The sequence below is a fragment of the Frankia sp. CcI156 genome, from assembly GCF_001983015.1.
GTDB classification, from domain to species: domain Bacteria; phylum Actinomycetota; class Actinomycetes; order Frankiales; family Frankiaceae; genus Frankia; species Frankia casuarinae.
Map to the genome: position 1 here is coordinate 15,317 of NZ_MOMD01000033.1, position 23,676 is coordinate 38,992.

The window sequence follows — 23,676 nt, forward strand, 5'->3', positions numbered from 1 at the left end:
GGCCCGTGGGCTACGGCTGGCCGGCGCCGGCCCCAACACCCGGCGTGGCCCCAACACCCGAGGTGGCGCCGTCGACCGCGATCAGGTCCACCACGAACACCAGAGTGTCGTCGGCGAGGATCGTCGGCGGACGTCCCCCCACCGGGCCATATCCGAGGTCCGGCGGGATGATGATCTGGCGGCGGCCGCCGACGCGCATCCCGTCGATGCCCTGCCCGAAGCCGGCGATCGTGCCGTCCAGCGGGAAGGTCGCCGGCTGGCCCCCCGCCCAGCTGCTGTCGAACTCCTTGCCGTCGCGCCAGAGCACGCCCACGTACCGGACGGTGACGGTGCTGGTGGCGGAGGCGAGCGCGCCGTGACCGGTCACGAGATCGGTGGTGACCAACGTGGCCGGCGCCGTCCCCCGGCCCGCCGCGGAGATCGGCTTGCGGCTCAGGTCGGTGGCACCCGCGACCGCGGGGACCCGCCCGGAGGTGTCGTCGACGGCCGTCCGGGAGGGCACCGGCGCCGCCCTGGTGCCGTCGGGGGCGTCGGAGGCGCCGCAGCCGACCAGGAGCGGGGCGAGCAGCACGGCGGGCAGCACGGCACCCGCGAGCGGGTGCCGGCGGGTGGCGGACGGCCGACGGCCGCTGCCACGCGAGCCGGGACGGGCTGACGCGAAGGGCAGGACGACGCCGGCGCGTCGCGGCACGAACATCACAGGGGCTCGAGTCCTCACATACTGGCGATGAGCTTGTCGACCCGATCATCAACGGAACGGAACGGGTCCTTGCACAGGACCGTACGCTGGGCCTGATCATTGAGCTTCAGGTGGACCCAGTCGACTGTGAAGTCCCGGCGTTTCTCCTGGGCACGCTTGATGAACTCGCCGCGCAGCCGGGCGCGGGTGGTCTGCGGGGGGCGTGACTTGGCCTCGAAGACGTCGAGATCACGGGTGACGCGCTCGACCAGACCAGCCCGTTCCATCCGATAGTACAGGCCCCGGTCGCGGTGGATGTCGTGGTATTTCAGGTCGAGCTCGGCGACCCGCGGCGAGGCCAGCGACAGCCCGTGCTTGTGCCGGAAACGCTCGATGAGCACGTACTTCGTCACCCAGTCGATCTCACGGGCGACGAGCTCGAGGTCGTCGKTCTCGATCGCGAGCAGGGTACGGCCCCACAGGTCGAGCACCCGCTTGGYGACCTCGTCCCCGTCCCCGCCGCGGCGCTCCACGAACTCGACCGCCTTGGAGTGGTACTCCCACTGGATGTCCAGCGCGCTGACCTCACGTCCGTTGGCCAGCTTGATCCTGCGCTGGCAGGTCATGTCGTGGCTGACCTCGCGAATCGCCCGGATCGGGTTCTCCAGGGTCATGTCCCGCAGCATCACACYGGCCTCGATCATGCGCAGCACCAGGTCGGTCGCCCCGAGCTTGAGCAGCATGGTCGTCTCGCTCATGTTCGAGTCGCCGACGATCACGTGCAGCCGCCGGAACCGCTCGGCGTCGGCGTGCGGCTCGTCACGGGTGTTGATGATCGGCCGGGACCGGGTGGTCGCCGAGGACACCGACTCCCAGATGTGCTCGGCGCGCTGGGAGATGCAGTACACCGCGCCCCGCGGGGTCTGCAGCACCTTGCCCGCGCCGCACAGGATCTGCCGGCTGACCAGGAACGGCACCAGCACGTCCGCGAGCTTCGAGAACTCGCCGTGCCGACCGACGAGGTAGTTCTCGTGACAGCCGTAGCTGTTGCCGGCGGAGTCGGTGTTGTTCTTGAACAGATGGATGTCGCCGGCGATGCCCTCCTCGCGCAGCCGTCGTTCGGCCTCGACGAGCAGGCCCTCGAGGATGCGTTCCCCGGCCTTGTCGTGGGTGACCAGGTCGGGCACGGAGTCGCATTCCGGGGTGGCGTACTCCGGATGGCTACCGACATCCAGGTAGAGACGGGCGCCGTTCTTGAGGAACACGTTGCTGCTACGTCCCCATGACACGACACGACGGAACAGGTACCGTGCCACCTCGTCCGGGGACAGCCGTCGCTGCCCCCGGAACACGCAGGTGACGCCGTACTCGTTCTCCAGTCCGAAGATGCGGCGGTCCACGTCTGTGACCCTATGCTCGGATGCCGCCTCGGCGCGCCGGGACGCTCGGGCCGGATGTCACCCTGATGCGGATTCGCCCCTCCTGCGGACGGACGGGTCGACCGACAACCGCCAGGCCCAGCCCGACGACGAACCAGCCGGCGAGGACCAGTACCGGACGGCCACCRCCGGCACCGTCGAAGTAGGCCGTCGAGCGCAGCAGCGTGGCACCCGCCCCCGGCGGCGCAAACTGGCCGATGTCGCCCCAGGGCCGTGGCAGCATCTCCGGGGCGGAGGYCGCCGCCGACAGAGCGGCACCGGCGACCAGAACCAGCACCGCGGCGACGAGACCCGGCACGCCCGCGACCGCCCCGAGTCCCAGGACCGGCCCGGCGACGGCCAGCGCCAGCAACGTCACGACCGCCATCGTCGTCAGGAACTCCCCGGGCAGGACGTCCAACGCCCCCTGCAGCGCGACGGCCCCGGCGAAGCCGGAGAGCACCGCGAGCGCGGCGAGCCCGGCGAGCCGGATCACCCGCGACCCCACCATCCGTGCCAGCAGCACGCCGGCCGCGGTGATCACCAGCGTCAACGGGAGGTAACCGGCCGCCAGCCCGCCGCCGGCCTGGTCCCGTGGCGCGTTGGCCACCACGTCGACCACCGGGATCTCCAGACCTGGCATGAACACCCGGATGCCCCGGGTCAGCGCCTCGGTGACCGCCGGACTCGCCGCGGAGGCGACCCGCAGGGTCAGGCCGTTGCCGCCGATGACGATCGCGGCGTAGGCGTCACGCTCGCGCAGCGCACGGTCGGCGGCGGCCACCGTCGGCACCGTGCGCACCGTGAGGGCGCCCGGCTCCACCCGGCTGATCTGGTCGGCGAGCGCGGTCGCCGCGGGTGCCGGGCCCACGGTGAGGATCGGCAGGTCCCGGGGACGCAGACTGGTGACGGACGTTCCGTACAGCCAGACCAGGACGCCCATCAGCAGGGCCATGCCGACGGTGATGACGGCGATCCGCCGGACACCGTGCGTGCCGAGCCCGTCAACGCCGCCGAACCGGGCCCACGCCCGTCCGGCCGGATCGGCCGGGCCGGGCAGGCCGGGCAGGCCGGGCAGGCCGGTCTCGCCCGAGGCCGGCGGGGGCGACGGCGCCGAGTGTCCCGGCTCGGGGCGCTGCCCCGGAAGAGGATCATGTTCGCCGCCGCCACGATGCCGTCCCCCGGTCACCACAGGAGGACTCCGACGGTCCGGTCGACGTGCGCCGGGTCCACCGCGCCCTCCCAGGCCGCCGCCACCCTCGGCAGTGGTTGCCTCACCGCGTCCTCCCTCCGTCCGGCGACACCCGCCAGGCTGCTACAGGGAGTAGCGTGACGCCTTCATGCTGTCGGGGCTTGGCCGGYGGCGTGTCGCGGCCGGCATGTCCGGGTGAATCCGCCGGTCCGCGGCGGTTCCGGACACCAGGTGGTCGACGGACCATGGGCGGGACAGGCGGATCGGGCGGGAAGGCTCCCCGGCGGGAAGGATGGCGCCATGGCAACCGGAACGAACGACGCGGCGTCCCATCGAACACGACATGACGGCGAAGGCAGGGCCCGGCTGCGGGCGCAGGCCGTCCGCGGCCGCGGCGGGCTGCCGCTCACGGTCCTCGCCCCGGCCGCGAAGGACCCGCCGCGCGGCGGCTTGGTCGTCGTCCAGGACGCCCGAGGCATCACGCCGTACCTGGTCTCCGTCTGCGACCGGCTCGCCGCMGCCGGCTGGCTCACCGTGGCCCCGCACCTGTATCACCGCGACGGGCTGGACGAGGTGGACCCGGCCGACGGCTGGGCCGCGGCCACGTCGACGATGGGCACCCTGTCCGGCGCGGGCATCGACGCCGACATCGACGCGGCGCTCGGGCACCTCCTCGCCGCGGGCTTCCCCGCCGAGCGGAGCGCGATCATCGGCTTCTGCATGGGTGGCACGGTCGCGCTGCACACCGCCACCCGGCACACCCTCGCCGCGGCGGTGTCGTTCTACGGCGGCGGGATCAGCACACCGTACTGGCCCGGCATCCCCGCCCTGGTGGAGGCGGCACCGTCGTTGCGCGGGCCGTGGCTCGGCCTCTACGGCGAGGAAGACGCCCTGATCTCCACCGACGAGATCGCCGCCCTACGAGCCGCGGCCGCCCRCTCGGGCGCCCCGACGGAGCTGGTCAGCTACGCCGGGGCCGGCCACGCCTTCCACAGCGACGACCGGGAGGCGCTCTACCGCCCGGTCGCCGCGGCCGACGGCTGGTCACGGGCACTCGCCTTCCTCGACCGGCACGTTCGCCCCCGCTGAGGCGCCCGGCCGGCCAATCGAAGATCGTCACMATCGACCTCACGAGCATCACCCATCTGGCGTCCAGAGGTCACGGTGAGCGCACGCGAGAGATCGGCGGCGGATGAGGGCGGCGGTGCGCGCCAGGTACGGCCCACCGGAGGTGGTGGGAATCCAGGAGGTCGACAAGCCCGCGGCCGGCGGCGGTCCGGGCCCCGGACGGTGCCGCGGCTAGGCTGCTCTGATGCCACGTCATAGCTGATGCCACGTCATAGCTAGCGATAGCTGGCGCGGCTCAGCGTAAGTCTGCTCTGCTGGCAGCGTAACGGTTGGAGTATGGGGACCGGGATCGTGGATGCGTCCGTGCTGACGGTTTCGGACGCGGCGACACTGCCCACCGAGGTAGTCCTGGCTCGGCTCGCCACGACCTCGGTGGGGTTGTCCTCGGCGGAGGCGGCGGCGCGATGGGCCCGGGTGGGGCYGAACGCGGTGCGCACCCATCACGCCCGTGTGCTCGCGGTGCTCGTCCGCCAGGTACGCAGCCCCTTGCTTGTGCTGCTGCTGGTGGCGGCCGCGGTGTCGTTCTTCGTCGGGGAGCGCGCCAACGCACTGATCATCGGCGTGATCGTCATGTTCGGAGTGGGGCTGGGGTTCGCCAATGAGTACCGTGCCGAGCGCGCCGCCGAGGATCTGCACTCCCAGCTGCGTCACCGGGCGGTGGTGTGCCRGGATGGCCGATGGACGTCATGCGAGGTGACCGCGCTGGTACCCGGAGACGTGGTGYGCCTTGAGCTGGGTTCGGTGGTGCCCGGGGACGTGCGCATCCTGTCCTCGGTCGCGCTGGAGTGTGACGAGGCGGTCCTCACCGGCGAATCGCAACCGGTGGCCAAGGGGCCGGCGCCGGTGCCCGCCGGCGCCACGCTGGGAGAGCTTGCGTCGTGTGCGCTTATGGGCACACTCGTGCGGACCGGCTCGGCGGCGGCCGTGGTGGTCGCCACCGGCGCGCGTACCCAGTTCGGCCGGATTGCGCTCGGACTGGGCGAACGGCACGAGGAGACCCAGTTCCAGGTGGGGCTGCGCCGGTTCTCCGGGCTACTGGCCCGGGTCGCCGGCGTGCTCACCGGCTCGATCTTCGTCATCAACCTGGTGCTGGCCCGGCCGCTGATAGACGCGTTGTTGTTCTCGCTGGCCATCGCGGTGGGCATCACCCCGCAGCTGCTGCCCGCGGTGGTGACGACCAGTCTCGCCACCGGGTCCCGCCAGCTGGCCCGCCGCAAGGTGCTGGTGAAGCGGCTGGTCTGCATCGAGGACCTCGGCGACATCGAGGTCCTGCTCACCGACAAGACCGGAACCTTGACCGAAGGACGGATCGGTTTCCATCACGCCCTGGACCCCACCGGTGCCCGGTCGGACCAGATCCTGCTACTCGGACTGGCCTGCACCGAAGTACCCGGCAACCCGGCAGTACCCGGCAACCCGGCAGGGACAGCTGGCGGCAACCCGCTGGACGCCGCGCTGTGGCAGGCTCCCGGTGCCGCCAGCCTGCCGGTGTCCAGGTACGTCCAGGTGGCCGCCGCGCCGTTCGACCACGACCGGCGCCGCGCGTCCGTGCTGGCCGACGGCCCGGACGGCCGAGTCCTGATCGTCAAGGGTGCTCCGGAAGGCCTGCTGGCGCGGTGTCGCGACGTCCCCGGCTCGGCCGCGGCGCTCCTCGACGCCGAGTTCCGCGCCGGCAGCCGGGTCGTCGCCGTCGCGTCCAAGCCGGCCCCGGACCTGGACACGGTGACCGCCGAGGACGAGCACGACCTCGTCCTCGCCGGGTTTCTGATCTTCCTTGACCGGCCCAGGCCGTCGGCCGCACAGGCGCTGGCCCGCCTCGCCGCGCTCGGCGTCACCGTGCGAATCCTGACGGGGGACAACGCCATCGTCGCCGAGCACGTGTGTGACGCTCTCGGTCTGGCCGACGGGGACACCGTGACCGGCGACCAGCTCGACCACCTCGACGACGACACTCTTACCGCGAGGCTGTCCACCATCCGGGTCTTCGCCCGCATGAACCCGGACCAGAAGACCCGCGTCATCCGGCTGCACCAACGCGCCGGCACCGGTGCCGCCTACCTCGGCGACGGCGTCAACGACGCGATGGCGTTGCACCAGGCCGATGTCGGCATATCCGTCGACTCCGCCACCGACACGGCCAAGGACGCGGCCGACATCGTGCTCCTGGAGAAAGATCTGCACGTGCTGGCCGACGGGGTCGTCGAAGGCCGGCGCACCTTCGCCAACACGATCAAATACGTCCTGATGGCCACCTCCAGCAACTTCGGGAACATGTTCAGCGCCGCCGCCGCGTCGGCGTTCCTCCCTTTCCTGCCGATGCTCCCGTCGCAGATCCTGCTCAACAACCTGCTCTATGACGCCGGCCAGCTGACCATCCCGTCCGACCGGGTCGACGAGGAGCAGCTTTCCCGCCCGTCCCACTGGGACATCGGCTTCGTCCGCCGTTTCATGATGTTCTTCGGGCCGGTCAGCTCGATCTTCGACTTTCTCACCTTCGCGATCATGCTCCAGGTCTTCCATGCCGGCCCGATCCTGTTCCGTTCCGGCTGGTTCGTTGAATCGCTCGCCACCCAGACCCTGGTGATCTTTGTGATCCRCACCCGGCGAGTGCCGTTCCTCCGTAGCCGCCCAGGCCGGCTCCTCACGGCGRCCACCCTGCTCGTCGTCGTGGTCGGCGCGCTGCTGCCGGCATCTCCGCTGGCCGGCGGACTCGGCTTCCACGCGCTGCCGATCGGGTTCTTTGCCGCGCTCCTCGCCATGATCGCCAGCTATCTTGCCCTCGTCGAAGCCGGCAAGCACGAGTTCTACCCACATCTCGCCGGGACACTGATCGAACCACCTCACCGGCACCGGCACCGGCACCGGCTGCACCGGCGGGCGGCACGCTTCAGTCACTCCGGTCGGCTTCCGACCCGGTCCCCCGCACCGCCACCACGCTGAGTTGGGGTCGCCACCGGCTCGCAACCGGTGGGCCTGGGCGCACCGCCGACCGGAGCGCGCGCACGCAGGCGGCGTGTTGGCCGCCGACCGGGGATCTCCCCCTTACCCGCGCAGGACGTCGATCATAGTGGAGATGGAAAGGCCGAGCAGAACGATGGCGGCGAGCTGCTGGATCCGGCGCAGCGGAGCAACCCGCAGCAGGAAGTGGCCAAAGGCGGCAGCCAGCCCAGTGACGGTGCACAAGGCCAGCAACGCGCCGACGCCGACGGGGATCGGGCGGTGGTAGCGGGCCGCGAGGGTGGCGGTGAGAATCTGGGTGAGATCACCGAACTCGGCGACGAGGACAACACCGAACGCCTCGACCCATACGCGTCTCGCGGCGGGTCCCCCGACGACGCCGGCGGCCTTGTGCCCCTCCAGTTCGGCGGGGTCGGCGGGGCGGGAACGCAGAAGGAGGACCGCACCGACGAAGAACAGCGCCCCGGCGACCAACTCGACAGCCCTTCGGGGCAGCGCCGCGACCAGGCCGCCGACGGCGGTGGCGACACCGACGTGTACTGCGAACGCTGCCCAAATCCCAGCGAGAACCGGCAGCGGCCGGTAGCGGGCGCCCAGAACGAGTGCTGCCACGAACGTCTTGTCCGGCAGTTCGGCCGGGAAGACCACAGCGAAGGCGGTCGCTGCAATGATGACATTGTCCACAGCGAGCCCCCGCCGGCCCGGGGCCAGCCCACCCCGGCAGGGCGGCGTGTGATGAGCCCCTTCGGGGGCTCCTGCCTGGTCGAACGGCATCCTACCCGGCCCGCGGACCTCACGAACCACGAAACACGCCCCCCGTGGGGACGCCGCAGCACAAGAAACGTTCGCCCGCTGGGGCTGGCAATCTTGGTTCGGGGTCCCGAAATCACCAAAGATGTCGTGGCCCTGTTGCGCAACCCCGACCAGATCGCGCTCTGCCTTGCCGATCCCGATCCCGCGGCGCCTGCCGTTGACGAGTTGCTCCGCTACGAGCCGCCCGTGCGGTTCACCCACCGGGTCGCGTTGGGTGAGCGTGAACGAAACGGGTGCCGAGCCGGACGTCACCGCCCCTCGCGCCGACGCGCCGCGGGTCGTCTTCGATGCTGGTCGCGGGCGCTCGCCCGCGGGTTCGACCCCGGCCCGCTCCACAGGTATTCAGGACTATTAGTGTGATTTGGGATTTCGTCAAACCTCAAACCTTTTGCTAGGCGTAAAGTTCGCATAATGCGAACCGGGCGATGCCCGCAGTGCGCCACCAGGCGTGCGAAGTCCTTCGGCCGGCGACGGGCGTACGTCCGCTCCACGGGGCCGTACCCCACCCGCCGGCCCGGTGCTCGGTGAGCACGGCGGGCAGCTCGACATCCAGGCCGAATTTCTCCGTCAACCCGGGCTACCCGGCCGTCTGCGGGGTGGTCGCCAGCCCGCGGTGTGGTCCTGGCTGAGGATGGCCGCCGCCCACCTCGCAGACGAACGTCCACGAGCCGTCATCCATCGGCGCGGGCTGGATGAACTCGTCCGGGTGGAAGGGGCGTACCTGTGTATCCACGCCACAGCTGCACGGGTCGCGAGCTGTGCGTCGCGCCGTATGCTGGTCCTGGCTGCAGTGCGCCGGAGACGCCAGCGAGGAGGTCTCGTCCATGAGCACTCCAGGGATCGGCCATCCGTTGTACCCGCCGCTGCGCCCCACGGTCACCGTCGAGGAGCTCCTGGCCGCGAGAGGTACCCAACCCATCCGCTCGCTCGACGACCTGGCCGCTGACACCTTCGATTCCGACGAGGAGCTCGACGAGTTCCTCGCGTTCACCTACGCCGAGCGTCGTCGCGACGTCGCCTGAGCCGTCGCCGTGCAGCCCGTCGTCCTTGACACCGACATCGCCTCCCTGAGTCACAAGCRCAGGCTCAGCAGGCCCGTGGCAACCCACCTGATCGGCCGCCGGCCGCTGATCACCTTCGTGACCTTCGGTGAGCTCACCAAGTGGACCGATCCGCGAGACTGGGGTAGTCGTCGACGTCAGGAACTCGCCGACTGGCTTTCGGGARTCCCTGTACTGCCCGGAGACGAAGCCGTCGCTGCCACCTGGGGCGTACTCTCCGCAGCCGCCACCCGGGCCGGACAGCCCCGTCCAGTCAACGACATGTGGATCGCGGCGTGCTGCCTCACCCACAATCTGCCGCTCGCCACCTTGAACCTGAAGGACTGCATGTACTTCAGGGATCATCATGGTCTACGGATTCTTGGCGAGGAGTAACCGCTGCTTCCGAACGGCGGGCCCCGGGGTCATGCGGTACGCCGTGGTGGCCGGCTGCGACGTCGCCACCGTGACGACTCAGCCGGGATCGAAGTCCCAGCAGAACACGCAGCGCGCCGGTTTCGACCTCCTCCACACCCGCGCCATCCTCAACGCGCGGCGATGTTGGCGGGCCAGCYCGAGGCTGTCCGGTCAGCCATGGAGAAGACCGGTGGCGGAAACGGCCGGCGCAGGTTGGCGCTGCTAAAAAGAGCCATGACCACGACACCACGAATTCAGCAGTACCAGGGCGATCGACGCGAGCTCCGCCCTCTGTTCGAGCTGGCCGAAGACTCGGCCAGTCAACTCGACGCCTACCTCCACCTCRGCCACGTTCTGGTCGCGCTCCTCGACGACCGAATCGTGGGACATCTTCAATTCGTTCCCACCGGACACCCACAGACGGTCGAGATCAAGAACATGGCAGTGCTGAAGCCCCATCAGGGACATGGGATAGGCCGGGCGCTCATCGAGTCACTGGTCGAGCTTCTCGCGGGTGCTCCGGTGACCGCGCTGCTCGTCGCGACGGCCGCCGCCGACATCGACAACCTGCGCTTCTACCAGCGGCGCGGGTTCCGGTTCCGCTCGGTCGAACGCGACGCTTTCACGGCGGCGACGGGCTACCCCGGCTGCGTCGTCATCGACGGCATCGAGCTGCGCGACCGGGTCTGGCTTGACCTGGCGCTGCCCGCCACCGGGCCCCGCGTCGAAAACCGGGACCTTCTCCTGGCCAGCCGCCCCGGGTTGTTCGAAGCCGAGCACTGCCTCCCGCACACCGGCCTGGGCTAAGTAGGGAGCCGACCGGCCGGCCTGAGCAGGAACGTTGCGACCTATATCGCCGTGGCCATGATCCTCGGCATCTATTTCGCGCTGAGCTCCGGCACCGTGGACAGCATCGTCTACGACGTCGTCCTGGAGGAGACAGGCTCGAGCAAGCTCTRCGAGACCTGGATCGGCCGGGTCACCATGATCGAGAACGGTGTTCTCGTGGTCAGCGCGCTGGCCGGTGGGGCGATCGCCGGCTGGGCCTCCGCGCGGGTGGCCTCCTTCGCCACCTTGCCGTTCGTGGCGGCTTCGGCCGTGGCGGTCTCGGCCGTGGCGGTCTCGGCCGTGGCGGTCTCGGCCGGTCAGGCTCGGGGCGCCTCGCCGAGAGGTAAGGCGGCATGAGAGCACCATTGGACGCTCACATGCAACGGCCCAGGCGGCGTACTCCAGCCAAGTCTCGATGAGAGAGCTCGGGCGCGGCTCGGGTGGATATTGCTAATCGAAGATGTCGGCGGCAGTGACGGTGAGACATCCTGGCGGCGCGTTACGGATCTCCTCGCGAGCGCACAGCGCGAGGCGCGCCCGGGCAGAGCCTTCGGTCCCGCCACTGTCAGGGCCGGCAGCTCCGTCGTCTGTCTGGCGCTCCGAGGCTGCTGGAACGGCCGATGTAATAGCGTGAGCCTTTTCCAGGAGCCGGCTGGAGATCCGTCGACCGTCAACAGAGCGCGCCCACTTCGCCTCGCCGAACAGAACCGGGTGTCGGTCCCTGCCCGCGAGCACGACCGCATCGATCTCGTTCTGCCCACCCGCGTTCCAACAAGGCCCGACCGCGACGATGTCCCTGCCCAGCGCGCCGACGACCGCGAGTCGGCGTAGGTGCTCGCGAAACGCTTCCTCCCACGGTTTGCCGAGATGGTCGTCCAGACTCTCGATCAGTACTGGCAGCAGTGCTTTCCCTAATCCACGCTCGATCTCCGCGCGGTACCGAGACAGCACGCCGAGATAGAAAGCGAGGAAATTGTCGGCGATCCGGTAGACGCGCCGACGGCTGCGCGCTGGTTCGGTGACGGGCATCAGCCGTTCGACCAGCCGCAGCTCGACGAGCCGATCCAGAGTACGGGCCGGTTCAGCCCGAATATAGTCCTTGATCTCGTTGTACTGGGTGCGGCCCTCGGCGATCGCGTGGAGCACGGCCGCCGGGTATTCACCGTGCTCCACCTCGGTGGCAAGCACGAGTTGGCCCTCGGTGAGCAGCGGCGCCCCGGGCCGGYAGGCCAGCCGTAGCAGGTTGTCAGCGAGATCGGCGCCCTGGTCCCACCACGACAGATACAACGGAACTCCGCCAACCAGCCCGTAGACGAGCGCCCGGTCGGATGGCGTCAGGCTGGGCAGCATGAGTGCGGCCTCGTGCGGACGGAACGGATGCAGCGACAGTGACAGATCAAATCTGCCGTACAGAGGCGCCCKCTGCTCCTGTAGCGCGGTCATGTGCCGCACGGCCGACCCGCACACGAGCATCCGCAGCCTGGTCCGGCCGGCTGTTCGATCGAGGAAGGCCCGCAGGACTCCGGGCAGTTCGGGTGRGGTGGCGACGATCTCGGGAAACTCGTCCAGGATGACGAGGAGCGGCTCCTGCTCAGCCGCCGCGGCGAGGTCGTCGAGCGCGTCGTCCCAGTCGAGATAGGGACGAGCAGCGAGATCACGGATTCGCCCCGGTAGCGCGATGGCCGCCTGACGGGATAGTTGCGCCAGTTCCCCAACTGCCGCCCGACCGGCTCCGGTGTGGGACACCGACCGACGGCCCTGGGCGAAGCGCTGCAACAGCGCGGTTTTGCCGACCCGTCGCCGTCCCCCCACCACCGCCGGCCGGGGGTCGGTCGAGCGCCACCACGCCTCCAGAGCGGCGAGTTCGTCGGTGCGATTCACAAAGGCCACCGCCGCCCCGCCTCCCTCCAGCAACTCACACCACCTGTAACTTACTTGCTATGTAAGTTATACCCAGCGCCATCCGTACGCGGCTCGCGACATCCACGATTCTGTGATCTTTCCGCCTACCCGGCCGACAACCCTGACCGGATCGTGCTGCACGAGCTCATCCGGAGAGGGATCACGATGACGCCGCTCACGGACCACCTCGCCTACCGTAGGACCTCGTCCTGCGCGGCATCGCCAGCCTCCCGGTCCGCTTCAAACAGCACGCCGGTGTCCTCGGTCAGGTGCCGACGTAGGCCGCGAGGTGCTCGCCGGTGAGGGTGGAGCGGGCTGCGACGAGGTCGGCGGGGGTGCCCTCGAAGACGATCCGGCCGCCGTCGTGGCCAGCGCCGGGACCGAGGTCGATGAGCCAGTCGGCGTGCGCCATGACCGCCTGGTGGTGCTCGATGACGATGACCGACTTGCCGGCGTCGACGAGCCGGTCGAGCAGGCCGAGCAGCTGCTCGACGTCGGCGAGGTGCAGGCCGGTGGTCGGCTCGTCGAGGACGTAGACGCCGCCCTTCTCGGCCAGGTGGGTGGCCAGCTTGAGCCGCTGCCGCTCGCCGCCGGACAGCGTGGTGAGCGGCTGGCCGAGGCTGAGGTAGCCGAGCCCGACGTCGGCGAGCCGGTTGAGGATGGCGTGCGCGGCCGGCGTGCGCGCCTCCCCGGCGCCGAAGAACTCCTCGGCCTCGGTCACCGACATCGCGAGCACCTCACTGATGTCGCGGCCGCCGAGATGGTGCTTCAGCACCGATGCTTCAAACCGTTTCCCCTCGCACTCCTCGCAGGTGGTGGCGACGCCGGCCATCATCGCCAGGTCGGTGTAGATGACCCCGACGCCGTTGCAGGTGGGGCAGGCGCCCTCGGAGTTGGCGCTGAACAGCGCCGGCTTCACGCCGCCCGCCTTCGCGAACGCCTTGCGGATCGGGTCGAGCAGTCCGGTGTACGTCGCCGGGTTGCTCCGTCGCGAGCCGCGGATCGCGCCCTGGTCGATCGACACCACACCCGCGCCGGCTGGCCCCGAGAGATGGGGGATCGACCCGTGCACGAGCGAGCTCTTGCCGGAGCCGGCGACGCCGGTGACGACGACAAGCACCCCGAGCGGGATGTCGACGTCGACGCCGCGCAGGTTGTGCGCCGTCGCGCCGCGGATCGCTAGCCGGCCGGTGGGCGTCCGCACCGCCTCCTTGAGGGCGGCCCGGTCGTCGAGATGGCGGCCGGTGCGGGTGCCGCTGACCCGCAGCCCCTCGACGGTGCCCTCGAAGCAGACGGTGCCGCCCGCTGTTCCGGCGCCGGGGCCGAGGTCGACGACGTGGTCGGCGATCGCGATCGTCTCCGGCTCGTGCTCCACGACGAGCACCGTGTTGCCCTTGTCCCGCAGCCGTAGCAGCAGGTCGTTCATCCGCCGGATGTCATGGGGGTGCAGGCCCGTGGTGGGCTCGTCGAAGACGTAGGTGACGTCGGTGAGGGAGGAGCCGAGGTGGCGGATCATCTTGACCCGCTGCGCCTCGCCGCCCGACAGCGTGCCCGACGGCCGGTCGAGCGAGAGGTAGCCCAGCCCGATCTCCACGAACGAGTCGAGGGTCCGCCGCAGCGTGGCGAGCAGCGGCGCGACCGACGGCTCGTCGAGGCCGCGGACCCATTCGGCCAGGTCACTGATCTGCATCGCGCAGGCGTCGGCGATGTTGATCCCTTTGATCCTGGAGGACCGAGCCGCCTCGCTGAGCCGGGTGCCGCCGCAGTCGGGACAGGCGGTGAAGGTGACCGCCCGGTCCACGAACGCCCGGATATGCGGCTGCAGGGCGTCGGGATCCTTGGCGAGGAACGACTTCTGGACCTTGGGGACCAGCCCCTCGTAGGTGAGGTTGACACCGTTGACCTTCACCTTGGTCGGTTCCTTGTAGAGGAAGTCCCGGAGTTCCTTCTTCGTGTACTGGCGGATCGGCTTGTTCGGGTCGAGGAAGCCCGACTCGATGAAGATCCCCACCGTCCACCAGCCGTCCACCTTGTAGCCGGGAATGGTGATCGCGCCCTCGGCGAGCGACTTGGAGTCGTCGAAAAGCTGGGTGAGGTCGATCTCGGAGACCGTGCCCCGGCCTTCGCAGCGCGGGCACATGCCGCCGGCGCGGGTGTAGGTCTGTTTCACGGTCTTGGTCTTACCGGCACCGCGTTCGACCGTGACCGCGCCGGCCGCTCGGACCGAGGGGACGTTGAAGGAGAACGCGTTGGGCGAGCCGATGTGTGGCTCGCCGAGCCGGCTGAACAGGATGCGCAGCATCGCGTTCGCGTCGGTGGCGGTGCCGACCGTGGAGCGGGCGTCGGCTCCCATCCGCTGCTGGTCGACGATGATCGCGGTTGTCAGCCCTTCGAGTACGTCGACCTCGGGCCGCGCCAGCGTCGGCATGAAGCCCTGCACGAAGGCGCTGTACGTCTCGTTGATCAGCCGCTGCGACTCGGCGGCGATCGTGCCGAACACCAGCGAGCTCTTGCCCGAGCCGGAGACGCCGGTGAACACCGTCAGCCGGCGCTTCGGGATCTCGATGCTGACGTCCCTGAGGTTGTTCTCGCGCGCGCCGTGCACGCGGATCACATCGCTGCGGTCGGCAACGTGCGGCGCCGGCGACCGCGGGTCCGGCGACCGCGGGTCCGGCGACCGCGGGTCCGTCCTCGTGGCCGTGCTCATGGCCGTGCTCATCGTGTCTCCATCTGCCTGGTGCACGGGAGGTGCCTGGTGCACGGGAGGTGCCGTCGGGCCGGTCATGCTGCGATCGCCGGACGGCTCAGCGGAGCTCGTTGATGCGGATCAGGTTGCCCGCGGGATCGCGGGAGGCGCAGTCGCGAACGCCGTACGGCTGCTCGGTCGGCTCCTGGACGACCTCGGCGCCGCTGGCCTGCAGCCGCGCGAAGGTGCCGTCGAGGGCGGCGGTGGCCAGCGACGAGCAGCCGACCGCGAAACAGACCTCGGTGACACTCAGGTCGCCACGACGCAGCAGCGCCATTGCGCGCTCGATGCGCCGCGCCATCAGATAGGCGTACGGCGACTCGCCGTAGGCGAGCCGGAACTCGCGGCTGAGATGCCCGGCCGACATGTGCGCGCCGCGGGCGAGCGCCTCGACATCCAGCGGCCGCGCGTACTCCCGGTCGATCCGGTCGCGGACGCGGCGCAGCCGCGCGAGGTCGATCAGGCGCCGCGCCGCGACGGGTCTGCTCGTCACCTGCCAGATCGTGCCACATCGCGCCGAGCACGTGGACGGGCCGGGCAACGGACAGGTGAACGGTCCACTCCGCCGCGCCCTGGGTGGCGATGGGACCGTGCAGGTTCAGTACCGCGTCACGGATTCGCTCATGTGCCCTTCCTCGCTGCTGGAGTGGATGTGCCGACGGCGGGTCGTGGTTCGGTGAGCGTGGTTACGAGTTCGTCGATCAGATTCTCGTCAACGGGTTGGCTGGTGGCAAGCATCCGGTACCAGATGACGCCGAAGACGAGGTCAGCGGCGGTGCCAGGGGAAGGGACGGGTGGCAGCTCGCCGCGGGTCCGGGCCCGGTCGAGGATGATCCCGAGCGCGTCACGGCGGYGCTGCAAGAACGAGGAGCGGAACCGTCCCCGGAACTCCTCGTCGATCTGAGCGTGGGCCATCAGTGCGCGCAGTGCATCGGCTACCCGCTGGTCACGGCCCAGCCGGAAGCTAGCCGTGAGGAAGGCACGCAGGTCGGCGGTGTAACTGCCCTCGTCMGGGATGGGCACGTGCAGGTCGGCCTTGGTGGCCAGCGCGTCAAGCAGCACGTCGGCCTTGGACGGCCACCAGCGGTAGATCGTCTGTTTGCCMGCGCCGGAGCGGGCCGCGATGCCCTCGATCGTCAAGCCTGCGTAGCCAACCTCTCCCACGAGCTCGATCGCCGCGGCAAGGATGGCCAGCCGGCTCTCCTCGCTGCGCTTGCGTCCGGGTCGGACCGGGATGGGGTGGTCGGTCACGGAGGCATGCTATCGTCAATCCGATACGAGACGTAACGGTTCGATTTAGGAGATCACGTGAGCGAGCACACCGCGCTGGTCGTCGGGGGAACGTCTGGGATCGGGTTGGCCACCGCCCGGCGGCTGCAAGCCCTTGGCGCAACGGTCCACGTTGTCGGCCGCGGCAAGCAGCGGCTCGATGACGTCGCGGCCAGCGACCCGGAGCTGATCGTCCACCGGGCGGACGGCGGCAACCGTGCCGAGATCAGCGCCGTCATCGAGACGATCGGCCGAATCGACTGGCTGATCATCAGCCTCAGTGGCAGCGAAGGTTCGGGATCTGTCGCTGACCTGGACTTCGACATGCTCCGCCGAGCCTTCGACGCGAAGTTCTGGGCTCACCTCACCACCATCCAGGCGGCTGTGCCGCACCTCACAGCGACCGGCTCCATCACGTTGCTCGGCGCGATCACCGCCCGCGCCGGAATGCCAGGAACCGCAGGCATCGCAGCCCTCAACGGCGCCGTCGAGGCCYTGGTCAAGCCGCTTGCTGTGGAACTCGCGCCGATCCGGGTCAACGGCGTCTCCCCCGGCCTGGTCGACACCCCCTGGTGGAGTGGCATACCCGACGAGGCCCGGAAGGCATACTTCGCCCAAGCCGCCCAGGCGCTCCCCACCCAGCGGATCGCGACCGCGGACGACATCGCCGAGGTCACCGTCGTCGCAGCCACCAACGCCAACCTCACCGGCACAGTCATCGAGACCGACGGCGGGGCCCGTCTCGTGTCGATGGGCTGACCAGCCTTCCAACCCGTCAGCGACGTCTTCTGCCGACAGCCCCGCGTGCAACGCGTCCAGCAGTCGCGGGGCAGCACCAGCGCGATCCCGTCAGCGGTGGTTGGTCAGCAGCCRCTTGACCACCTGGTTAGACGGGCCGGCCTGGATGGTGCCCAGCTCCCGCAGCACGGCCCGCGACCAGCCATCGGGAAGATCGCCGGCCGCCGTGTCACCGCTCCGCAGGACGATGCGTGCGACGTTCTCGTTCGCCCGGTCGGCGGTCCGCACCTGGCCCGCCGTCGCTGGGCACGGTGGCACCCGCGCGGGGGTGTGTAAGAACAACGGCTCTGCCAAGATTCCGGTGGTGACAGGCCCGGTCCCGGGATGCCACGCGGAGCTCGGCATCCCGGGGTCATCCCCCGGCGGACATCGCGGCCCCGGGAACCGACCGATAGTCGGCGAACACGGTGGGCCGGTCAGGTGGCCGGTCAGGTGGCCGAGGTCTGCGCGAGCAGCCCCTCGAGCGCCGGGCCGACGATCCGCTTGAACATCCGTCGGGTCCGGGTCCGGTCCAGCATGCCGACCTCCAGGTTGGCGGCCGCGAGGACCCGCTCGCCGTTCTGCGGCAGGCCCGGGGGCACCCCGACGGTCAGGGCCTGCACCGCGACACGCAGCGCCTCGGCGAGCGGCTGGCCGTCCCGGTGATGCTCCTTCAGCGACGTCGTGACCTGCTCGGAGGCGCCACCGATCGCGACGAAACCCCGCTCGTCGGCGATCGACCCGTCATAGGTCAGCCGGTAGATCTGGTCGTCGGCGATCGAGGTGCCGACCTCGGCGACGACGATCTCGACCTCGTAGGGCTTGACGCTCTCGCTGAAGATCGCACCGAGGGTCTGCGCGTAGGCGTTGGYGAGCGCGCGGCTGGTCACGTCACGCCGGTCGTACATGTAGCCACGCGAGTCCATGAGGCGGATGCCCGCCGTCCGCAGGTTCTCGAACTCGTTGTACTTGCCGACCGCGGCGAACGCGATGCGGTCGTAGATCTCACTGATCTTGTGCAGGGTCGCCGACGGATTCTCGGCGACGAACAGGATCCCGTTCTCGTAGGTGAGGACGACGACGCTGCGACCCCGCGCGATGCCCTTGCGCGCGTACTCGGACTTGTCGCGGACCTGCTGTTCGGGGCTCGCGTATCCGAACGGCATGGTCACGTCAGCCTCCCGAGTTCGTCGAACGGTCCGCGATGATGGCCGTCACCACCGGTTCTATCTCATCGTCGGCATAGCGACGGTAGCCGTCCGCCGTCACGACCGCGACGATCGGGTACAGCTTGCGGATTACGTCCGGCCCGCCGGTCGCCGAGTCGTCGTCGGCGGCGTCGTAGAGGGCCTCGACGCTGATCCGGACGGCGTCGTCCTGGCTGAGATCGGACCGGAACCGCTTCTTCAGTGAACCCTTCGCGAACACCGAGCCCGAACCGATCGACTCGTACGTGCGTTCCTCCGACTTCGCCGCCGCGATGTCGTAGGAGAAGATCCGCCCTTTGCCCGTGTCGAGGTCGTACCCGGCGAACAGCGGGACGACGGCGAGGCCCTGCAGGGCCATCGGYAGGTTCCCCTTGACCATGGCCGCCAGCCGGTTGGCCTTCGCGTCCAGGCTCAGCGTCGACCCCTCGATCTTCTCGTAGTGCTCCAGCTCCACCTGGAACAGCCGGATCAGCTCGGCGCCGACCCCGGCGGTGCCGGCATACCCCACACAGGAGTAGTCGTCGGCGTGATGGACCTTCTCGACGTCCCGCTGAGCGATCATGTGCCCCTGTGTCGCGCGCCGGTCACCGGCCATGATCACGCCACCGGGAAACGCCACCGCCACGATCGTCGTGCCGTGCGCCACCTCGGTGACCGGCCCCGGCAGGCCACTCCGGGCCCCCGGCAGCAGGTGCGGCGCCGACCGCGACAGGAAATCGGCGAACGACGATGTTCCCGGCGTCATGAACACAGCCGGTAGGCGCCCGGCGGCCCCCAATGGATCAGCCACGCATCCCCCTTCCGATAGTCGGTCACGTGGGCCGCGCGCCCGGGGCGTCCCCGAGGCTCCCGGCCCGACGTTACAGATGAAGCACAACATAGGGCTATCGCCCCCCGAAGCTGGCGGGCAGGCCGGTCGAACGGGTCGGCCGGGTCGGCCGGGAAGGCGGTCACGGCCGCGCGTGCGGCCCGCCGACCTGCACCGGGGCACGCGGGCGGTGCKGGGCCGGACCCCCGCGGAACGCGGCCTCACCCGGCGGCGTCGACCCCGCCAGAGCTACCACCGCCGGGCGTCATCCACGGCGCCCGATACCGCCGGCTACCGGACCGCCGGCTACCGGACCGCCGGCTACCAGACGGCCGGCTACCAGACGGCCGTTACTGGCCGCCCTTCTGGACATAGCCCTTCACGAACTCCTCGGCGTTCTCCTCCAGGACGTCGTCGATCTCATCGAGCAGGGAATCGACGTCCTCGGACAGCTTCTCGTGCCGCTCCTTGAGGTCGGAGGCACTCGTGTCCTCGGTCGCGACGTCGTCGATCTCCTCCGCCCGACGGTCCGCGCGTTGCTGCCCGCCGCCGCTGTCCCTGGTGGCCATGAAGCCCTCCTTCGATCGCCTGGCGCGACACTATCCCGCCCCACCGACACCATCCGTTCGATCGGTGAGAGGTCCACTCCATCACGAACCAGCCGCTACGTCGCGACGTCCGCCCAGGGCGCAACGTGAACCTCCTGCCAGGGATCGGCGCCGGCTCTCCCGACCGGGATCGGCGCCGGCTTTCAGCGGCCGGCGAGCGCGTCCACCAGATCACTCGCCGTGGGGCAGCGGGTGAGCAGCTCGCCCACGTGCGCCTTCGTGCCGCGCAGCGGCTCCAGCGTCGGCACCCGCTGCAACGAGTCCCGACCGATGTCGAAGATGACCGAGTCCCAGGACGCGGCGGCGACCTGCTGCGGGTAGAGCGCGAGGCAGCGGCCCCGGAAGAAGGCGCGGGTGTCCTCAGGAGGCTCGGTCATCGCCCGGGTGACCTCCTCCTCGCTGACGACGAGATCGAACCGGCCCYGGGCCACCAGGCGGTTGTAGAGGCCCTTGTCCGGACGGACGTCGTGGTACTGCAGGTCGACGAGCTCCAGCCGCGGCGAGTCCCAGGCCAGGCCGTCCCGCGACCGGTAGCCCTCCAGGATMGACAGCTTCGCGACCCAGTCAAGCTCGCGGACGCAGCTCATCGGGTCGACCTCGAGGCGGCCGAGGATCGACTCCCAGCGGGAGAGCACGTCGGCGGTCTGGCTGTCGACGTCGGCACCGAACCGGTCCTCGACGTACTTGCGGGCCTGTTCGAAGTACTCCATCTGCAGCTGCACCGCGGTCATCCGACGACCGTCGCGCAGAGTAACCAGATGCTTGAGGGAGGGATCGTGCGAGATCGCCCGCAGCGCCGCCACGGGCCCGTCCACCGACAGGTCCGCGGTGAACCAGCCGTCCTCGATCATCGAGAGGACCAGGGAGGTCGTTCCCACCTTCAGGTAGGTGGCGACCTCGCTCATGTTCGCGTCGCCGATGATGACGTGCAGCCTGCGGTACTTCTCCGGGTCGGCGTGCGGCTCGTCCCGGGTGTTGATGATGGGCCGCTTCAGCGTGGTCTCGAGCCCCACCTCGACCTCGAAAAAGTCGGCCCGCTGGCTGATCTGGAACCCCGGCTCCCGGCCGTCGACACCGATCCCGACCCGCCCGGCCCCGCAGACGACCTGACGGGAGACGAAGAACGGGGTGAGGTTACGGACGATCTCCCCGAAGGGCGTCGACCGTGCCATCAGGTAGTTCTCATGGCATCCGTACGAGACGCCCTTGTTGTCGGTGTTGTTCTTGTAGAGGTAGACCGGCTTGGAGCCGGGCACGGACAACGCCCGGCGGGCGGCCTCGGCCATCACCCGCTCCCCGGCCTTGTCCCACAGCACGGCGTCGCGAGGGTTGGTGACCTCGGGCGAGGAGAACTCCGGGTGCGCATGATCGACGTAGAGCCGCGCCCCGCTGGTCAGGATGACGTTGGCCAAGCCGAGATCGTCCTCGTTGGCCGGGGCGCTCKGATCGACCGCCGGCTCGCGGGGCAGTTCGAAGCCCCGGGCGTCGCGCAGCGGTGACTCCTCCTCGAAGTCCCATCGGGCGCGGCTACCCRGCGCCGACGTTCGACTGGCATACGAGTTCACCACCAACGACGAAGCCAACATCTGATTGGTGTTCGGCTGACCGGGCACCGATACGCCGTACTCGGTCTCGATCCCCATGATCCGACGCGCGCTCACTCTGCAAGCGTAGGTGCTACACGGGCGGTCGGTTAGCCGGACGTCTGCCTTGTTTGCTCTGGGCCGCTCGGGATGACACGTCCGCAGCCACGCCTATCGTCAGAATTCGGTGGCGACACGGTAGTCCGACCGACCGGCGTCCACCGCGGATGCGGGCGGGAGGATACACCCAGGGGTGCCAGTGCCGCGATGCCCAACGCAACGCCGCGATGCCACCCAGAGCACCGCCGTGACCCCGGGGCCGAGTGACCCCGGGGTCACGGCGGTGGCACGTGTCCCGCCGTTGGGCGGAACACGGGACCCGAGCCCCTTACAGATAACGGCCGTTACAGGTACTACTGCGACCGTTACAGGTACTGGCCGGTGTTCGCGATCGTGTCGATCGAACGGCCGGCCTCGGTACCCTTCGTTCCGGTGACGAGCGTGCGGATGTAGACGATCCGCTCGCCCTTCTTCCCGGAGATCCGGGCCCAGTCGTCCGGGTTGGTCGTGTTCGGGAGGTCCTCGTTCTCCTTGAACTCGTCCATGCAGGCGGCGAGCAGGTACTGCATGCGCAGCCCCTTCTGCCCGCCCTCGATGTGCTCCTTGACCGCCATCTTCTTGGCCCGGGCGACGATGTTCTCGATCATCGCGCCGGAGTTGAAGTCCTTGAAGTACAGGACCTCCTTGTCGCCGTTGGCGTAGGTCACCTCGAGGAAGCGGTTCTCCTCGCTCTCCKCGTACATCCGCTCGACCACGCGCTGGATCATGGCCTGAACGGTCGCCTCCCGGTTACCGCCGAACTCGGCCAGGTCATCCGGGTAGAGCGGCAGCTCCGGCACGACGTACTTGGCGAAGATGTCCCGAGCCGCCTCGGCATCGGGCCGCTCCACCTTGATCTTCACGTCGARCCGACCCGGCCGCAGGATCGCCGGATCAATCATGTCCTCGCGGTTGGACGCGCCGATCACGATGACGTTCTCGAGCTGCTCGACGCCGTCGATCTCGCTGAGCAGCTGCGGGACGATCGTGTTCTCCACGTCCGAGGACACCCCCGAGCCACGGGTCCGGAAGATCGAGTCCATCTCGTCGAAGAACACGATCACCGGCATTCCCTCGGACGCCTTCTCACGCGCCCGCTGGAACACCAGCCGGATCTGCCGCTCGGTCTCGCCGACGAACTTGTTGAGCAGCTCGGGACCCTTGATATTCAGAAAGAACGCCCGACCGGTGCCCTGGCCGCCGGTCTTCGCCTCGACCTTCTTGGCCAGCGAATTGGCGACCGCCTTGGCGATCAGCGTCTTGCCGCAGCCGGGCGGGCCGTAGAGCAGCACACCCTTCGGTGGCTTGAGCTGATGCTCCCGGTAGAGCTCCTTGTACAGGAACGGCAGCTCGACCGAGTCCCGGATCGACTCGATCTGGCTCTTCAGGCCGCCGATCTGTTCGTAGCCGATGTCGGGAACCTCTTCGAGGACGAGCTCCTCGACCTCGGACTTGGGAATCCGCTCGAAGGCGTAGCCGGAACGGGACTCGATCAACAACGAGTCCCCGGACCGGATCGGTCCATCGAGAAGCGGCTGGGCCAGCATGACCACCCGCTCCTCGTCGGTGTGACCGAGCACCAGCGCCCGGTCCCCACCCTCGAGGACCTCTTTGAGTAGGACGATCTCACCCTGCCGCTCGAACGCGCGCGTCTCGACCACGTTCAGCGCCTCGTTGAGCATGACCTCCTGGCCGGGCAAGAGATCACTGATGTTGACGCTCGGCGACACGGTCACCCGGAGCTTTCTGCCCTGAGTGAACACGTCGACGGTGCCGTCTTCGTAGGAGGAGACGAAGATCCCGTAGCCGCTGGGCGGCTGCGCGAGCCTGTCGACCTCCTCCTTCAGGGTGACGATCTGGTCTCGCGCCTCGCGGAGAGTCGCGACGAGCCTGTCGTTCTGTCCCGTGACAGCCGACAACTCCGCCTGGATCTCCGCGAGCCGTTCCTCCAGCACCCTGAGCTGCCTGGGCGATTCGGACAACTTACGCCGCAGCATGGCCACTTCCTCTTCCAGGAAGGCGACCTGCGTCGTGAGCTCGTGTGTTTCCTTCTCGTACGCCGACCGCCGTGATTCGGCATCACCTGGACGACCCGTGCTCCCATCGGAGCCAGAGCCCGAACGGGGACCGGACACTGCGCCTCCACCTCCCCCGTGCTGACCGGGACGCACCCACACTACCGTTGTGACCGCCGCTGGCAGGC

At 69.4% G+C, this 23,676-nt stretch carries 21 protein-coding genes and 1 pseudogene; 8 read left to right on the forward strand and 14 right to left on the reverse strand.

The features are described from left to right. Window positions 1-10: 10 nt before the first annotated feature. Genes CcI156_RS13525 through CcI156_RS13535 form a run of 3 tightly spaced genes read right to left on the reverse strand, consistent with a single transcriptional unit; the run spans window position 11 to window position 3,289 of the window. Window positions 11-700 carry an FKBP-type peptidyl-prolyl cis-trans isomerase gene (locus CcI156_RS13525; protein WP_035732414.1) on the reverse strand — a complete coding sequence of 230 codons (690 nt, stop codon included), beginning with the start codon at window positions 698-700 and terminating at the stop codon, window positions 11-13. A 14-nt stretch (window positions 701-714) separates the two neighbouring features. Beyond that, a complete protein-coding gene (gene pafA / locus CcI156_RS13530; RefSeq protein WP_076806020.1) occupies window positions 715-2,079 on the reverse strand; it encodes a Pup--protein ligase in 1,365 nt (454 codons plus the stop codon). A 10-nt stretch (window positions 2,080-2,089) separates the two neighbouring features. After that, the gene (locus CcI156_RS13535) at window positions 2,090-3,289 is read right to left on the reverse strand and encodes a hypothetical protein (RefSeq protein ID WP_070132804.1); all 1,200 of its coding nucleotides are present in this window, start codon (window positions 3,287-3,289) and stop codon (window positions 2,090-2,092) included. A gap of 300 nt (window positions 3,290-3,589) precedes the next feature. On the opposite strand from CcI156_RS13535, the gene CcI156_RS13540 reads away from it, so the two are divergent. Both CcI156_RS13540 and mgtA read left to right on the forward strand, forming a co-directional pair. After that, a complete protein-coding gene (locus CcI156_RS13540; RefSeq protein ID WP_076806022.1) occupies window positions 3,590-4,378 on the forward strand; it encodes a dienelactone hydrolase family protein in 789 nt (262 codons plus the stop codon). Window positions 4,379-4,693: 315 nt separating this feature from the next. Further along, entirely contained in the window at window positions 4,694-7,357 is a 2,664-nt protein-coding gene (gene mgtA / locus CcI156_RS13545) for a magnesium-translocating P-type ATPase (RefSeq protein WP_076806025.1), read from the forward strand. Window positions 7,358-7,459: 102 nt separating this feature from the next. Here the strand turns inward: mgtA and CcI156_RS13550 are convergent, their stop codons facing one another. Beyond that, window positions 7,460-8,059 (reverse strand): TMEM165/GDT1 family protein, encoded by a 600-nt coding sequence (locus CcI156_RS13550; RefSeq protein ID WP_035732410.1) that lies wholly within the window; start codon window positions 8,057-8,059, stop codon window positions 7,460-7,462. 953 nt (window positions 8,060-9,012) lie between these two features. Here CcI156_RS13550 and CcI156_RS13565 point away from each other — a divergent pair. From CcI156_RS13565 to CcI156_RS13585, 5 genes and pseudogenes are all read left to right on the forward strand, one after another. Further along, on the forward strand, window positions 9,013-9,210 hold the full coding sequence (locus tag CcI156_RS13565) for a hypothetical protein (protein ID WP_023841078.1): 198 nt from the start codon (window positions 9,013-9,015) through the stop codon (window positions 9,208-9,210). Between the two features lie 75 nt (window positions 9,211-9,285). Beyond that, window positions 9,286-9,624: a type II toxin-antitoxin system VapC family toxin gene (locus CcI156_RS13570; protein WP_254847415.1), complete on the forward strand. Its 339-nt coding sequence runs from the start codon at window positions 9,286-9,288 to the stop codon at window positions 9,622-9,624. Window positions 9,625-9,664: 40 nt separating this feature from the next. Continuing rightward, window positions 9,665-9,871: pseudogene (locus tag CcI156_RS27780) on the forward strand (hypothetical protein); the annotation flags it as partial. 8 nt (window positions 9,872-9,879) lie between these two features. After that, window positions 9,880-10,452 carry a GNAT family N-acetyltransferase gene (locus CcI156_RS13580; RefSeq protein ID WP_076806033.1) on the forward strand — a complete coding sequence of 191 codons (573 nt, stop codon included), beginning with the start codon at window positions 9,880-9,882 and terminating at the stop codon, window positions 10,450-10,452. A gap of 51 nt (window positions 10,453-10,503) precedes the next feature. Further along, window positions 10,504-10,830 carry a hypothetical protein gene (locus tag CcI156_RS13585; RefSeq protein ID WP_175637584.1) on the forward strand — a complete coding sequence of 109 codons (327 nt, stop codon included), beginning with the start codon at window positions 10,504-10,506 and terminating at the stop codon, window positions 10,828-10,830. A gap of 93 nt (window positions 10,831-10,923) precedes the next feature. On the opposite strand, the gene CcI156_RS13590 is transcribed toward CcI156_RS13585, so the two are convergent. From CcI156_RS13590 to CcI156_RS13605, 4 genes are all read right to left on the reverse strand, one after another. Next, the gene (locus CcI156_RS13590; RefSeq protein WP_254847416.1) at window positions 10,924-12,363 is read right to left on the reverse strand and encodes an ATP-binding protein; all 1,440 of its coding nucleotides are present in this window, start codon (window positions 12,361-12,363) and stop codon (window positions 10,924-10,926) included. Between the two features lie 277 nt (window positions 12,364-12,640). Beyond that, window positions 12,641-15,082: an excinuclease ABC subunit UvrA gene (locus CcI156_RS13595; RefSeq protein ID WP_035941621.1), complete on the reverse strand. Its 2,442-nt coding sequence runs from the start codon at window positions 15,080-15,082 to the stop codon at window positions 12,641-12,643. 97 nt (window positions 15,083-15,179) lie between these two features. Further along, window positions 15,180-15,614 carry a helix-turn-helix domain-containing protein gene (locus CcI156_RS13600; RefSeq protein ID WP_011437019.1) on the reverse strand — a complete coding sequence of 145 codons (435 nt, stop codon included), beginning with the start codon at window positions 15,612-15,614 and terminating at the stop codon, window positions 15,180-15,182. Between the two features lie 128 nt (window positions 15,615-15,742). Then, window positions 15,743-16,372: a TetR/AcrR family transcriptional regulator gene (locus CcI156_RS13605; RefSeq protein ID WP_083718521.1), complete on the reverse strand. Its 630-nt coding sequence runs from the start codon at window positions 16,370-16,372 to the stop codon at window positions 15,743-15,745. 57 nt (window positions 16,373-16,429) lie between these two features. On the opposite strand from CcI156_RS13605, the gene CcI156_RS13610 reads away from it, so the two are divergent. Then, window positions 16,430-17,149 (forward strand): SDR family oxidoreductase, encoded by a 720-nt coding sequence (locus CcI156_RS13610; protein WP_023841073.1) that lies wholly within the window; start codon window positions 16,430-16,432, stop codon window positions 17,147-17,149. Between the two features lie 90 nt (window positions 17,150-17,239). Here CcI156_RS13610 and CcI156_RS25675 read toward each other — a convergent pair whose 3' ends face one another. From CcI156_RS25675 to arc, 6 genes are all read right to left on the reverse strand, one after another. Continuing rightward, window positions 17,240-17,416 (reverse strand): hypothetical protein, encoded by a 177-nt coding sequence (locus CcI156_RS25675; RefSeq protein ID WP_175637585.1) that lies wholly within the window; start codon window positions 17,414-17,416, stop codon window positions 17,240-17,242. A 200-nt stretch (window positions 17,417-17,616) separates the two neighbouring features. Beyond that, entirely contained in the window at window positions 17,617-18,339 is a 723-nt protein-coding gene (prcA, locus tag CcI156_RS13620; RefSeq protein ID WP_076806038.1) for a proteasome subunit alpha, read from the reverse strand. A gap of 1 nt (window position 18,340) precedes the next feature. Beyond that, window positions 18,341-19,165, reverse strand: coding sequence for a proteasome subunit beta (prcB, locus tag CcI156_RS13625; protein ID WP_023841071.1), 825 nt, complete (start codon window positions 19,163-19,165; stop codon window positions 18,341-18,343). A gap of 368 nt (window positions 19,166-19,533) precedes the next feature. Further along, a complete protein-coding gene (locus CcI156_RS13630; protein ID WP_011437025.1) occupies window positions 19,534-19,752 on the reverse strand; it encodes a ubiquitin-like protein Pup in 219 nt (72 codons plus the stop codon). Between the two features lie 182 nt (window positions 19,753-19,934). After that, on the reverse strand, window positions 19,935-21,452 hold the full coding sequence (gene dop / locus CcI156_RS13635) for a depupylase/deamidase Dop (RefSeq protein WP_371681804.1): 1,518 nt from the start codon (window positions 21,450-21,452) through the stop codon (window positions 19,935-19,937). Window positions 21,453-21,799: 347 nt separating this feature from the next. Next, on the reverse strand, window positions 21,800-23,608 hold the full coding sequence (arc, locus tag CcI156_RS13640; RefSeq protein ID WP_076806042.1) for a proteasome ATPase: 1,809 nt from the start codon (window positions 23,606-23,608) through the stop codon (window positions 21,800-21,802). Between the last annotated feature and the right edge of the window lie 68 nt (window positions 23,609-23,676).